Source organism: Micromonospora sp. KC606 (genome assembly GCF_004348675.1).
Classification (GTDB): Bacteria; Actinomycetota; Actinomycetes; order Mycobacteriales; family Micromonosporaceae; genus Micromonospora.
In genome coordinates this window covers 1-13,413 of sequence record NZ_SMKN01000154.1, presented here as the reverse complement: position 1 = coordinate 13,413, position 13,413 = coordinate 1, and the positions used below count along the sequence as shown (strand labels likewise).

At 72.0% G+C, this 13,413-nt stretch carries 13 protein-coding genes; 6 read left to right on the top strand and 7 right to left on the bottom strand.

The features are described from left to right. Nucleotides 1–10: 10 nt before the first annotated feature. Nucleotides 11–1,222 carry a hypothetical protein gene (locus E1193_RS23205; RefSeq protein ID WP_132185302.1) on the top strand — a complete coding sequence of 404 codons (1,212 nt, stop codon included), beginning with the start codon at nt 11–13 and terminating at the stop codon, nt 1,220–1,222. A gap of 52 nt (nt 1,223–1,274) precedes the next feature. On the opposite strand, the gene fbaA is transcribed toward E1193_RS23205, so the two are convergent. Together fbaA and E1193_RS23195 are read right to left on the bottom strand one after the other, a co-directional pair. Beyond that, nucleotides 1,275–2,297, bottom strand: coding sequence for a class II fructose-bisphosphate aldolase (fbaA, locus tag E1193_RS23200; protein ID WP_132185301.1), 1,023 nt, complete (start codon nt 2,295–2,297; stop codon nt 1,275–1,277). A gap of 144 nt (nt 2,298–2,441) precedes the next feature. Then, entirely contained in the window at nt 2,442–2,825 is a 384-nt protein-coding gene (locus E1193_RS23195) for a phage holin family protein (RefSeq protein ID WP_132185300.1), read from the bottom strand. A gap of 132 nt (nt 2,826–2,957) precedes the next feature. Between E1193_RS23195 and E1193_RS23190 the strand changes: the two genes are divergently transcribed. Further along, nucleotides 2,958–3,170 carry a hypothetical protein gene (locus tag E1193_RS23190; RefSeq protein ID WP_132185299.1) on the top strand — a complete coding sequence of 71 codons (213 nt, stop codon included), beginning with the start codon at nt 2,958–2,960 and terminating at the stop codon, nt 3,168–3,170. Between the two features lie 18 nt (nt 3,171–3,188). On the opposite strand, the gene E1193_RS23185 is transcribed toward E1193_RS23190, so the two are convergent. Next, nucleotides 3,189–3,662: a hypothetical protein gene (locus E1193_RS23185; RefSeq protein WP_132185298.1), complete on the bottom strand. Its 474-nt coding sequence runs from the start codon at nt 3,660–3,662 to the stop codon at nt 3,189–3,191. 204 nt (nt 3,663–3,866) lie between these two features. On the opposite strand from E1193_RS23185, the gene E1193_RS23180 reads away from it, so the two are divergent. The 4 genes from E1193_RS23180 (at nt 3,867) to E1193_RS23165 (ending at nt 10,335) form a co-directional block, all read left to right on the top strand. Further along, the gene (locus E1193_RS23180; RefSeq protein WP_132185297.1) at nt 3,867–5,408 is read left to right on the top strand and encodes an LPXTG cell wall anchor domain-containing protein; all 1,542 of its coding nucleotides are present in this window, start codon (nt 3,867–3,869) and stop codon (nt 5,406–5,408) included. Nucleotides 5,409–5,521: 113 nt separating this feature from the next. After that, entirely contained in the window at nt 5,522–6,964 is a 1,443-nt protein-coding gene (locus E1193_RS23175; RefSeq protein WP_132185296.1) for a 3' terminal RNA ribose 2'-O-methyltransferase Hen1, read from the top strand. Beyond that, nucleotides 6,961–9,474 (top strand): polynucleotide kinase-phosphatase, encoded by a 2,514-nt coding sequence (locus E1193_RS23170; RefSeq protein ID WP_132185295.1) that lies wholly within the window; start codon nt 6,961–6,963, stop codon nt 9,472–9,474. Before E1193_RS23175 ends, E1193_RS23170 begins: the two co-directional genes overlap by 4 nt. A 153-nt stretch (nt 9,475–9,627) precedes the next feature. After that, entirely contained in the window at nt 9,628–10,335 is a 708-nt protein-coding gene (locus E1193_RS23165) for a VTT domain-containing protein (RefSeq protein ID WP_132185294.1), read from the top strand. A gap of 187 nt (nt 10,336–10,522) precedes the next feature. On the opposite strand, the gene E1193_RS23160 is transcribed toward E1193_RS23165, so the two are convergent. The 4 genes from E1193_RS23160 to E1193_RS23145 form a co-directional block, all read right to left on the bottom strand. Next, a complete protein-coding gene (locus E1193_RS23160; RefSeq protein ID WP_007454255.1) occupies nt 10,523–10,900 on the bottom strand; it encodes a metalloregulator ArsR/SmtB family transcription factor in 378 nt (125 codons plus the stop codon). Between the two features lie 57 nt (nt 10,901–10,957). Next, complete coding sequence (gene pyrE / locus E1193_RS23155; protein WP_132185293.1) at nt 10,958–11,497, bottom strand: orotate phosphoribosyltransferase; 540 nt, start codon at nt 11,495–11,497, stop codon at nt 10,958–10,960. 168 nt (nt 11,498–11,665) lie between these two features. Further along, complete coding sequence (locus E1193_RS23150) at nt 11,666–12,475, bottom strand: SDR family oxidoreductase (protein ID WP_132185292.1); 810 nt, start codon at nt 12,473–12,475, stop codon at nt 11,666–11,668. Between the two features lie 10 nt (nt 12,476–12,485). Then, a complete protein-coding gene (locus E1193_RS23145; RefSeq protein WP_243707838.1) occupies nt 12,486–13,064 on the bottom strand; it encodes a hypothetical protein in 579 nt (192 codons plus the stop codon). Between the last annotated feature and the right edge of the window lie 349 nt (nt 13,065–13,413).

Genomic DNA, 13,413 nt, shown 5'->3' with positions numbered 1-13,413 from the left:
GGATGGGCCCGTGCCAACCCCACCACCCACGGACGTCATCGCGCCGCACGACACCAGCCACGACGAGATCGAGACCCGGGCCGCGTTCGACCGGTGGCTGGCCACCGGGAGCCTGGCCGGGCTGACCGTCCAGGGGCTCCGTTTCGACCTCGACCCGGTCCCCGACCTCACCACCGTCGACGTGACGGGCACCCTCTTCGTCGGCTGCCGATTCGTCGACCGGGAGGCCGGCGCCGACCTGGTCCGGCGCGGCGCGAACGTGGTGCCGCCCTTCTCCGGGCTGCCGTACCCGACCCAGCCGTCGCACCTCTACACCCCCGACGACCTGGCGGCCGGCTTCGCCGAGGGCGGCTTCGCCGGCATGTACGACACCCGGGTGTACGCGCACTTCCGCGCGCACGGCGGCGCGTTGCCGGACGTCAAGGAGGCGCTCGGGCAGCGGCTGCACGACCACGGCGTCGACAACGCGCTGGCTGACGCGACCCGGGCCTGGCTGGCGACGCACGGCCCGCAGTCTGTGGTGGGCGTGATGGGCGGGCACGCGGTACCGCGCGGCAGCGTGCCGTACCGGATGGCGGCCGTGCTGGGCTGGGAGCTGGCCCGGGCCGACCGGCTGGTGGTGACCGGTGGCGGACCCGGCGTGATGGAGGCGGCGAACCTCGGCGCGTTCCTGGCCGCCTGGCCGGCCGACGAAGTGAACGCGGCGATCGACCTGCTCGCGGCGGCCCCCGACTTCACCGACCACGACCACTACACCGCGGCGGCGCTGGCCGTCCGCCAGCGGTACGCCGCCCCGCCGGCCGTCCCGCAGCAGCGAGGGCCGGGGCTGGACTGGGCGCGCGCCGGTGGACTGGCCATCCCCACCTGGCTGTACGGCCACGAGCCGGCGAACCTCTTCGCCGGGAGGATCGCCAAGTACTTCTCCAACGCCATCCGGGAGGACACCATCCTGCGGCTGGCCCGGGGCGGGATCGTCTTCGCGCCCGGCCGGGCCGGCACCGTGCAGGAGGTGTTCCAGGCGGCGACCAAGACGTACTACGGCACCGACGGGGCGAGCGGGGCGTACGTCTTCCTGGACCGGGCGTACTGGACCAGGGAGCTGCCGGTCGAGTCGCTGCTGCGGCCGCTCTTCGCCAGCTCCCCGTTCGGTGACCTGTCCACGACGGTGCACCTGACCGACGACGTGCGCGAGGCCGTCCGGGTGCTCACGGCGACGGCGTAGACGCGCCGACGGCCGGCGTCCCGGATCGGGGACGCCGGCCGTCAAGCGCAGGTCACTTCAGCTTGGTGCCGGTGGAGCGCAGGTGTTCGCATGCCTCCACGACGCGGGCGGCCATGCCGGCCTCGGCGGCCTTGCCCCAGACACGCGGGTCGTACAACTTCTTGTTGCCGACCTCGCCGTCGACCTTCAGCACGCCGTCGTAGTTGCGGAACATGTGGTCCGCGACCGGCCGGGAGAAGGTGTACTGGGTGTCGGTGTCGATGTTCATCTTCACCACGCCGTAGTCCAGCGCCTCCCGGATCTCCGACAGCAGCGAGCCGGAACCGCCGTGGAAGACCAGGCTGAGCGGCTTCTCATTGCCGTACTTGGCGCCGACCGCGAGCTGGATGTGGTTGAGCACCTCGGGGCGGAGCTTGACGTTGCCCGGCTTGTAGACGCCGTGCACGTTGCCGAACGTCAGCGCCGCCATGTAGCGGCCCTTCTCACCCAGGCCGAGCGCCTCGACCATGGCCAGGCCGTCCTCGACGGTGGTGTAGAGCTTGTCGTTGATGGCGTTCTCGACGCCGTCCTCCTCGCCGCCGACGACACCGACCTCGATCTCCAGGACGATCTTGGCCTTGGCGGCCTCGTCGAGCAGCTGCGCGGCGATCTCCAGGTTCTCCGCCACCGGCACGGCCGAGCCGTCCCACATGTGTGACTGGAACAGCGGCTCCTGGCCGTTCTTCACCCGCTCCTGCGAGATGGCCATCAGGGGCCGGACGAACTTGTCCAGCTTCTCCTTCGGGCAGTGGTCGGTGTGCAACGCGATGTTGACCGGGTACTTCTTCGCCACCTCCTGCGCGTACGCCGCGAAGGCGACCGCGCCGGTGACCATGTCCTTGATCGACGGGCCGGAGAGGTACTCGGCGCCACCGGTGGAGACCTGGATGATGCCGTCGCTCTCCGCGTCGGCGAAGCCCTTCAGCGCCGCGTTCAGGGTCTGCGACGACGTCACGTTGATCGCGGGGTACGCGTACCGGCCGGCCTTGGCCCGGTCCAGCATCTCCGCGTAAGTCTCGGGGGAAGCGATGGGCATGTCGAACGCTCCTTACTTACCGCTCTCGGCCGCGCTGGCCGTTGTCTTCCATCGGGTGCGCCGGACCGCGCTGTCCACCGCGGGAAGTATCCCGTAGTAGCCGGCGGTCGACACAACCGCCCCGGTGCCCGCCCACCAGGGCCGTCACCGGCGCTCCAGCCTGTCCGGCACGACGACGCTGATCAACCAGCTCACCACCGCCATCACGATGGCCCCCCAGAACGCCGCCCAGAAACCGTCCACCCGGAACGGCAGGTCCAGCCCGCGCGCGATCCAGTCGGTGAGCAGGAACAGCAACGCGTTGACGACCAGCGCGATCAGACCGAGCGTGAGCAGGTAGAACACGCAGCCGACCACCTTGATGACCGGTTTGAGCACCGCGTTGACCACGCCGAAGATCAAAGCCACGGCGAGCAGGGTCAGCACGGTGTTCGTGCCGGTGCGGCCGGCGACGTCGACCCCGGGCACGACCAGCGTGGTGACCCACAGCGCGATCGCCGTGATCATCAACCGGATCAGGAAGCCCACGCCACCATCCTGGCACCGCCGGGGGCCGCCGGTGGCGTGATCCACCGAGTCCGCCTGCCCGCCCACCGGGCGACAACCGCCCGCAACCCGTACCGTGTGGGTGGAAATCCGCCGGAACTCAGGAGGACGAGGATGGGTCAGCCCGAAGAGGAGTTCACCCCGAGCGACCACCTCAGCCCGGAGGAGCGCGACCTGGAGGCCGAGCCGGCCGACGCGGTCGAGCAGTCCGTGGTGGCCGGTCCCACCGAGGACGACGTCGAGCCGCACCGCGGCCTGGAGGTCGCCGACTGGGACGCGATGGAACAGGCCCGGGTGGTCACCGCCGACGAGGACGACTACCGCTGACAACAGGCGCCGGTCGGGTCACCCCATCGGGGTGACCCGACCCGGGTGCTCCGCCACCCACTGCGCCAGCCGGTCCTGACGCAGCGCGGCGAGGAACTGCGGTGTCGCCGCCGGGTCCGTCCCGACCACCCAGCTCCGGTCGGCGGGCGCATCAACCGGCAGGTTGATCCCGACCGGGTCGAGGGACTTCAGCTCCGGCACCACCCGGAGCAGTTCCAGTAGCGAGGTCGCACCGCCGGCCACCGCCACCTTCGGCCCGACCGCGGCGACCAGCCCGGAGAGCCGAGCCGGATCACTGAGAACGCCCTGTCCTCCGGCCCTGCGGACCAGCCCGGCGGCGAAGGCCTGGGCGGTGCGGTCCCGGTCGAAGGCGCCGTCGGGCAGCCCTCGCCGCTGGCGGAGCCGATCGACCGAGGCCGCGCCGTCTAGCCGTTGACAGCCGGCTCGGAAGACCCGCGAGGTGTGCACGGACGCGACCCGCGTCTCCTGCACCAGATCCTGTGCCTGGTGCGAATCGCCGCGCCTGGTCGAGCCGCCGGCGGCGGGACATCACCGCGGTCGGTCCGATGCGCCGAACATCCTCAGCCGTTCGGCTCATTCCCTGATCGAGTGGCGTTCCGGGGCGACGGGCAGCATTCAGGAGTCCTTAGGATCCGCAGGCTTCACCTTGGACACCCCACGGGAGGAACCCCGCACATGCTCAAGCACTCCACCCGGCGTTGGCTCGCCGGGCTGGGCGTCGCAGGCGCTTTCGTCGCGGCCTCCGCCACCCCCGCCGCCGCGGAGCCCGGCTCGGACGACATTTTGCTCTACGCCAACAACGCGCTGATCGCGGTCGGCGGCGAGGACAAGTACATCGAGCTGTCCGCTTTCGCCGAAGTCATGCCGAAGGACGTGACGATCACCGTCAACCGTGGCGCGGTCACCGACTTCGCCTCGGTCGTGCTCAGCGACGACGTGACGGGCTGCACCGAGACCGCCACGGTGATCACCTGCAACGTCAAGGGCAGCCGGCTGATCGACGATTCTCTGGTCCTGAGGGTCACCGCGAAGGACAAGGCCGTCGCCGGCGCCAAGGGCGACGTGGTGCTGAGCGTGGGCGCCAAGGGCGGTCCCGCGACCACCACGCGCGCCTCCGTCGAGGTTGGCGAGGGCGTCGACCTGCGGGCCCAGGACCTGCTGGAGGCCGCCGGTGCGCCTGGCACGACGGTGAAGACCCCGCTGGGGGTGGCCAACATCGGCGACACGACGACCCGTGGCACGGTGCTCTTCATGGCCAACACGCAGGCGCTCGCCCCGGCGCAGCGCTACAGCAACTGCTCATACGCCGAGGGCTTCGGCTACCTCCTGACCGTCTGCCGCTTCGACGATGAGATTCCGGCGGGCGTCGCTCTCCGGCTCGACGGCTCCGCCGGCCTGAAGATCGCGTCTGACGCCTGGGCGCCGAGCGTGCAGGGCGGATCGGCCTTCTGGTTCGCCAGCGGCGACTACGAGGAGTTCGCGCGGCAGCAACTTCCCGAGGACGGCTGGCAGAAGGGCAACGGCAGTGCGCTGACGCTCGTGCCGGCTCCGGCCGCGCAGGCCCGCAGCCTGCGGCAGACAGACAAGGACACGAGCAACAACAGCACTCTCGTCCACCTGAGGGTGACCGGCGACCAGCGGGCCGACCTTGTCGCCACCGGCGCCGAGCTGCCCGGCACGATCGGCAAGACGGTCACCGCCAAGGTCGGCTTCGTGAACAACGGGCCGGCCCGGACCAACGGGTACACGACCGGCGAGATCATCACCGCAACCAAGGTCACCGTCCCGGAGGGCGCCACGGTGGTAAACGCGCCGGAGAACTGCGCGCCCACCAAGGGCGACAAGCCGGCCGGGGAGCACGGTGACGAGGGCGGTCGCGTCTACTTCTGCGAGTGGTACGACGTCGTGCGCAAGGGCCAGTCCGCCGTGTTCGAGTTCGGCCTGCGGATCGACAAGGTCGGCGGCGCGGCAGGCTCGGTGCAACTCGTCCACTTCGACGTGGCAGAGGAGAAGCAGACCATCGACCTCAACCCGAAGAACGACATCGCCCCGTTGGTTATCGAGGCCGACGGTGGCAACGGCGGCGGTGACGGCGGCCCTCTGCCGATCACCGGCGCGTCCACCGGCCTGATCGCCGGCCTCGGCGGCCTGCTGCTCGCCGCCGGCGCAGGCGGCTACCTGGCGGCCCGCCGCCGCAGGACCCGCTTCGTGGCCTGATCCACCCGCACCACCTGGTGCCCCGCCGGCCCCGAGGTCGGCGGGGCACCGCCGTCTCGCAGGACGACAAAAACGGGACGACGCAAGATCGAGACAGCTGGAAACATGAACGGGTGCTGCTCACCCTGACCACCACCCACCGGCCGGCGACCGACCTCGGGTATCTGCTGGTCAAGCACCCCGACCGGGTGCAGTCGTTCAACCTGCCCGCCGGCACGGCGCACTTCTTCTACCCGGAGGCGGACGCCGCCCGGTGCACCGCCGCGCTCCTGGTCGACATCGACCCGCAGCGGCTCGGCGCGGGCCGGGGTCGGGGTCGCAGGCAGGCCGCCACCCCGGAGAGCTTCACCCTCGGGCAGTACGTCAACGACCGCGCGTACGCCGCCTCCAGCCTGCTCTCCTCGGCGCTGTCGACGGTGTTCCGGTCGGCGCTGCGCGGGGAGTCGCGGGACCGGCCGGAGCTGGCCGGCACCGCGATCCCGCTGGAGGTACGGGTGCCGGTGCTGCGCTGCCGGGGCGGAGCCGACCTGGCCGTACGGCTGTTCGCCCCGCTGGGCTGGACGGTCACCGCGACCCCCGTGCCCCTGGACGAACAGCACCCCGACTGGGGTGACAGCCGGTACGTGGACCTGCTGCTGACCGGCACCGTCCGGGTCGCCGACACCCTCAACCACCTGTACGTGCTGCTGCCGGTGCTGGACGACGCGAAGCACTACTGGGTCGCGCCGGACGAGATCGACAAGCTACTCCGAGCGGGTGCGGGCTGGCTGGGTGACCACCCCGAACGCGGTCTGATCACCCGGCGTTACCTGGCGCACCGGCGGGCACTGGCCGAGCAGGCCATGGCCCGCCTTGCCGAGCTGCGGCTGGCCGACGAGCCGCCCGCCGACGACAGCGTCGACGAGACCGAGCCGACGGCGGAGAAGGACAGCCGGCGAGCCTCGCTCGCCGTCCGACGCCGGGGAGCCGTACTCGCCGCGCTGGCCGCCAGCGGGGCGTCCCGGGTGCTGGACCTGGGCTGCGGCGGCGGTGCGCTGCTCACCGCCCTGGTCGCCGACCGGCGGTATACGGAGATCGGCGGTACCGACGTCTCCATCCACGCGCTGAGCATGGCGGCCCGTCGGCTGCGGTTGGACCGGCTGCCGGAGCGGCAGCGCGACCGGGTCCGGCTGTGGCAGTCGGCGCTGACGTACCGGGACGACCGGCTGCGCGGCTGGGACGCGGCGGTGCTGATGGAGGTGATCGAGCACCTCGACCCGCCCCGGCTGCCGGCGTTGGAGGACGCGGTGTTCGGCCACGCCAGGCCGGGCACGGTCGTGCTGACCACCCCGAACGTCGAGTACAACGTCCGCTACGAGGGACTGGGCGCGGGCGGCTTCCGGCACCCCGACCACCGCTTCGAGTGGACCCGCGCCGAGTTCGCCGACTGGGTCGAAGGGGTCGCCGCCAGGTACGGCTACGCCGCCACGATCAGTGGGATCGGTGACGACGACCCCGAGGTGGGCGCCCCCACCCAGCTGGCCGTGCTGACCAGGAAGGACGAGACCCCCCGATGACCACCCTGGACATCCCCGAACTCGCTCTGGTCGCGCTGGTCGGCGTCTCCGGCTCCGGAAAGTCGACCTTCGCCCGCCGGCACTTTCTGCCCAGCCAGGTGCTCTCGTCGGACACCTTCCGGGCGATGGTCGCCGACGACGAGAACGACCAGTCCGCCTCCGCCGACGCGTTCGACGCGCTGCACCACGTCGCCGCGACCCGGCTGCGCCGTGGCCGGCTGACCGTGGTCGACGCGACCAACCTTCAGCCGCACGCCCGTGCCGCGCTGGTCCGGGTGGCCCGCGAGCACGACGTGCTGCCGGTGGCGATCGTGTTGGACGTGCCGGAGGCGTTGGCCTGGGAGCGTACGCGGACACGGGCCGACCGGAGCTTCGGCCGGCAGGTGCTGGCCCGGATGCAGCGCGACCTGCGCCGGTCGTACGGGCTGCTGGCCCGGGAGGGCTTCCGCAAGGTGCACGTGCTGCGCGGTGTCGAGGAGATCGACGCCGCCGGAATCCGCTACGAACGGCTGTTCAACGACCGCCGCGAGCTGACCGGGCCGTTCGACGTCGTCGGGGACGTGCACGGCTGCCGGGAGGAGTTGGAGGCGCTGCTGCTGCGGCTGGGCTGGCAGCTGCGGCGGGACGACGCGGGCCGCCCGGTGGACGCGGTGCACCCGGCCGGTCGTACCGCTGTCTTCGTGGGTGACCTGGTGGACCGCGGCCCCGACTCGCCGGGTGTGCTGCGCCTGGTGATGGGCATGGTGGCGGCGGGGCACGCGATCTGTGTGCCGGGCAACCACGAGCAGAAGCTGCTGCGCAAGCTGCGGGGGCGGGACGTGCGGCTCACCCACGGCCTGGCGGAGACGATGGCCCAGCTGGACGGGGAGCCGGCGGAGTTCGTCGCGGAGGTCGCCACCTTCGTCGACCGCCTGGTCAGCCACTACGTGCTGGACGGCGGCCGGCTGGTCGTCGCGCACGCCGGGCTGAAGGAGGCGTACCAGGGCCGGGCGTCCGGGCGGGTTCGGGCGTTCGCGCTGTTCGGGGAGACCACCGGCGAGACCGACGAGTACGGCCTGCCGGTGCGCTATCCGTGGGCGCGCGACTACCGGGGCCAGGCCATGGTCGTGTACGGCCACACGCCGACCCCGGAACCGGAGTGGGTGAACAACACCATCTGCATCGACACCGGCTGCGTCTTCGGGGGGCGGCTGACCGCGCTGCGTTACCCGGAGAAGGAGCTGGTCTCGGTCGACGCGGTCAAGGAGTGGTACGCCCCGGTCCGTCCGCTGGTGGTCACCCCGACCCGACCGGACGCGGTACTGGACCTGGCGGACGTGACCGGCCGGCGGCACATCCGGCACGCGTACGGGACGCTGACCGTGCCCGCCGAGAACGCCGTCGCCGCGCTGGAGGTGATGAGCCGCTTCGCGGTCGATCCCGCCCGGCTGCTCTGGCTGCCGCCGACCATGGCGCCCTGCTCCACCTCGACGGTTGACGGGTTCCTGGAGCACCCGGCACAGGCGTTCGCGGACTACCGGGCCGCCGGGGTGGACCGGGTGGTCTGCGAGGAGAAGCACATGGGATCGCGGGCCGTGGTGCTGGTGGAGCGGGAACCCGGCCCGTTCGGCGGCGGGGTGGTGCACACCCGCACCGGCCGGCCGTTCTTCGGCGCCCCGCTGGATGCCGAGCTGCTGGCCCGGGTCCGGGCGGCGGTCACCGCCGCCGGCCTCTGGGCCGAGCTGGGCACCGACGCGCTGCTGCTCGACGCCGAGCTGCTGCCCTGGTCGGCGAAGGCGGGCGGGCTGATCCGCGAGCAGTACGCCAGCGTCGGCGCGGCCGGACGGGCGGCGCTGCCCGCGGCGCTCGCCACGCTGGATGCCGCGGCGGCCCGGGGCCTGCCGGTGGCGGAGTTGCGCGAGCGGATGGCCGCCCGCCGGGCGGAGGTGGTGGCCTACTCGGCGGCCTACCGGGCGTACGTCGCGCCGACCGACGGGCTGCACGGGGTGACCCTCGCCCCGTTCGCGGTGCTGGCCGGCACCGGGGTGAGTTTCGTCGACCGGGACCACGGCTGGCACCTCGACCTGGCCGACCGGCTCTGCGCGGCCGACCCGGCGTTCTTCACGCCCACCCGCCGTCGGGTCGTCGACCTGGCCGACGAGTCGGCGGTCGCGGCGGCCACCGAATGGTGGCTGGCGCTGACGTCGGCCGGCGGTGAGGGCATGGTGGTCAAGCCGTACGCCGGGCCGGCCGCGCGGTCGGAGAAGGGTTCGCTGCTCCAGCCGGGAATCAAGTGCCGGGGCCGGGAGTACCTACGGCTCATCTACGGTCCGGGTTACACCGACCCGGCGCAGCTCGCCGCGCTGCGTCGCCGCTCCCTGGGGCGCAAGCGTGGTCTGGCTCTGCGCGAGCACGGCCTGGGCCTGGCCGCCCTGGACGCGTGGGCGCAGGGGGCTCCGCTGTGGCGTCGGCACGAGCTGGTCTTCGCCATCCTCGCCTGCGAGTCGGAGCCGGTGGACCCCCGGCTGTGAAGCACCGTCACACCCCGGCCGGGGTTGCCGCTCCGGCCGGGGTGTGACGTCGCGCACCGGCCGGGACGGGGCGGCACCTACACTACGGGGCGTGCCGTCGCCGGTGGCGGAGGAACCGCCACCATCCACAGGCAGACTCGGAGGTCACCCGCGATGCCCACCACCACGCTCGCCCTGGGCCCGGACTGGCTGGATCCGGAGTGGCTCATCTCGGCCTTCGGGCTGCTCGGCATCCTGGTGATCGTCTTCGCCGAGTCCGGCCTGTTGATCGGTTTCTTCCTGCCAGGTGACTCGCTGCTGTTCACGGCCGGGCTGCTCACCGCCGACGGGCAGTACATCAAGTACCCGCTCTGGTTGGTGTGTCTGCTGATCACCCTCGCCGCCATCGCCGGCGACCAGGTCGGCTACGCCTTCGGGCGCAAGGTCGGGCCGGCGCTGTTCCGGCGACCGAACTCCCGCCTGTTCAAGCAGGAGAACGCGATCAAGGCGCACGAGTTCTTCGAAAAGTACGGTGCCCGGTCGATCGTGTTGGCGCGGTTCGTGCCGATCGTGCGGACCTTCACGCCGATCGTCGCCGGGGTAAGCCGGATGCGCTACCGGACCTTCGTGATCTACAACGTGGTCGGCGGCATCCTCTGGGGCACCGGCGTCACCGTGCTCGGCTACTTCCTCGGCCAGATCCCGTTCGTGAAGGCCAACATCGAGATGATCCTCATCGGGATCGTGGTGCTCTCGGTGGTCCCCATCGTGGTGGAGCTGCTGCGGGCGCGGATGGCGGCCAAGCGGGGCACCACTCCCGAGGAGGTGGCGGCGGCCGAGGAGGCGATCCGGGAGACCCGCGAGCACTACGGGCATCACTGATCAGCAGGACGACGATGGCCGGCCCGGGAGGGCCGGCCATCGTGTTGTCTGTCCACGAACCCCTGTTGGCCCGGATCGTGACTGTCGTTGACGGGCAGGCGTCAACGACAGTCGTCACCGACCAGCGGCGCCACCCCTGGTACGCCACCGGACGTCGCCCCGGGCGGAACGACGAGCAAACTACGGGTCAGCGGGCCTTCTTGGTGGCCCGCTTACGCGGTGGAGTGAGTAGGTCCGCGATCGTCGCGATCGCGGAGGGCACCAGGCGGTAGTAGGCCCACACACCGCGCTTCTCCCGCTCCAGCAAGCCGGCCTCGGTGAGGATACGCAGGTGGTGGCTGACCGTCGGCTGCGAGAGGCCGAGCGGCGCGGTCAGGTCACACACGCACGCCTCGCCCTCGGGCGCCGACTGGATCAGGCTGAGCAGCCGCAGCCGAGCGGGGTCGGCGAGGGCCTTGAGGACCCCCGCGAGCCGCTCGGCATCGGCACGTTCGATCGGCTCGCCGGCAAGCGGCGAGATCTGAGGCATGGTCATTTCAGCCAACGCAGTTCCCACGTATTCCATCCTTCCACCAGCAGCATCGATCCGCCTGCATATCAGCAGATCCGAATCGGCAAATTTTTACGCCAGAAGGCCGAGGTCAGCCAACGTATAGGCGGCCCTATACGACAATCCGGCGTCGCGTACGGCGTCCCCAGCGCCTCGATCAACAATAACCGCCACACCTGCCACCTCGGCCCCGGCCTCGCGAAGTGCCTCGACCGCGGTCAGCACACTGCCGCCCGTCGTCGAGGTGTCCTCCACCGCGAGTACCCGCCGGCCGGCCACGTCAGGCCCTTCGATCCGACGTTGCAAACCGTGCGCCTTGCCGGCCTTGCGGACCACGAAGGCGTCCAACGGACGGTCCGTCTCCGCCGCGGCGTGCAGCATCGACACGGCGATCGGGTCGGCACCCAGGGTGAGCCCACCGACCGCGTCGTACTCCCAGTCGGCGGTGAGCTCACGCATCACCCGGCCAACCAGCGGCGCGGCACGGTGATGGAGCGTGACGCGGCGCAGATCGACGTACCAGTCCGCCTCCCGGCCGGAGGAGAGCACCACCCGTCCATGGACCACAGCCAGGTCGATGATGAATTTACGCAGGTCGTCGTGGTCCCCCATGGCGATAGAGGGTACTGCGCGAGTCTGTGCCCCGTCTGCGGGGTCCTCCCGGATCAGCCTGCCGAGCGACCGATAGTTGGCGATGGACCACTACGCTGTGCGACTGCCCTGCGGGGCAGTAGGGTGGCCGGTCGGCATGGCCGGGCACAGCCGGGAGAACCGCCCCGGTCAGCCGTCGGCTGGCCCGAGCCGGCCTCGCCGGTCTTTGTACACCAGCCGCAGCAGCCGGCGCGGCGCGTGCCGCAGACCCGCCACGGCGAGCTTGTACTTCCAGTCGGGGACGCTGACCTGCTTGCCTTTTCGCAGGTCACGCAGGGCTTCGGCGACCACGTCGTCGGCTCGAAGCCACATCCACCGGGGCGTGCCGGACATGTCGATGCCGTTGCGCTCGTGGTAGCCGGTGGCCGTGTAGCCGGGGCAGAGCGCCATCACCCGGACGCCGAGCGGTCGGACCGACAGGTCCACGGACTCACTGAAACCTGTCACCCACGCCTTGCTCGCCGGGTACGTCGACCCCGGCATCACCGGCCCGAACCCGGAGACGGAAGAGACATTTATCACTGCCCCGTGGCGTCGTTCCGTCATCGGGCCGAGGGCCGCCAGGGTCAGCCGCATGACGGCGTGCACGTTCAGCCGGAGCAGACGTTCCTCGTCCTCGACGGTGGACCGGAGGAAGGACCGTTCCAGGCTGATCCCGGCGTTGTTGACCAGCAGGTCGACCGGCGGCCCGGCGGCGAGCCGGCGGGCGACGAGCGCGCAGCCGTCGACGGTGGACAGGTCGGCGGGGATCGTCTCCACCCGGTGGCCGTGCCGGCCGGTCAGCTCGGCGGCGACCTCGGCGAGCCGATCGGCGTTCCGGGCCACCAACACCAGGTCCCCGCCGTCGGCGGCGAGCCGACGGGCGAACGCCTCGCCGATGCCGGCGGTGGCGCCGGTGACCAGGGCCCGTCGCGTGGCGCCCGGGCGATCGGCGGTCAACGGGGCTCCTCTACTCCGGTGGCCGCGAACCCTGCGGCAGGTGGAGACCGTACGGATTCTCCGGCGGCTCCGCCGGCCGAGCGGGACGGCGCGCACCGAACCAACTGTTCGACGCGGGCAGGACGAGCAGCACGGCCACCACAAGGTAACCGAGCATCTGCGCCACCGAAAGCCCCGCGTTGACCGGCAGCCACCAGGCCGGGTACGCCTCGCCGAGCAGCGGCAGCAGCCCGGCGTCGCCCACCTTCAGCGGGGCGGCCCGCTGCCCGACCAGCGCGGCCAGCGTGCAGCAGCCGCCGAGCAGACCCAGCCCACTGACCACCCAGGTGGACACCCGGGCGACCGGGCGGGCGGCGAGCAGACCGGCGGCGAGGCCGACCAGCACCAGGCCGACCAGGACTGTCACCATCGCGGAGACGATCGTGCCGGCCCGGACCAGGGTCACCACCGTGTCGACGTCGTCGGTCGCCGCGCCGGTGCCGTCGGCGGCGGTGCGGAACCGGTCAACCGTGCCGCCGAGGGCGAGCAGGGCAGTGACGGCGTACGCGACGGCACCCAGGGTCATCAGCGCCAGCACCGTCGCCGCCAGCGTGACGGCGGCCGGCCGGCGCGCGGCGACGGGCCGGGGCTCCGGCGCGGCGACGGGCCGGGGCTCCGGCGCGGCGACGGGCCGGGGCTCCGGCGCGGCGACGGGCCGGGGCTCCGGCGCCTGGTCCGGGTACGACACGACGATTCCCTCCGGTAGGCGTCGGGTTGCAACCTACTCGGAGGGAACCGTCGCGTCGCTGCTACGCGCCCGTCAGTGCGCGGGCGGGTTGCTGTCCCCCGGCTGGCCGGGCCCGTCGGCAGGGCGACCCGGGTCGGGCTGGCCGGCGGACGGCGCGTCGGGGGCCTGCGACGGTGGGGCCGGCGGCGTTGAGGGGGGCTCGGCCGACTGG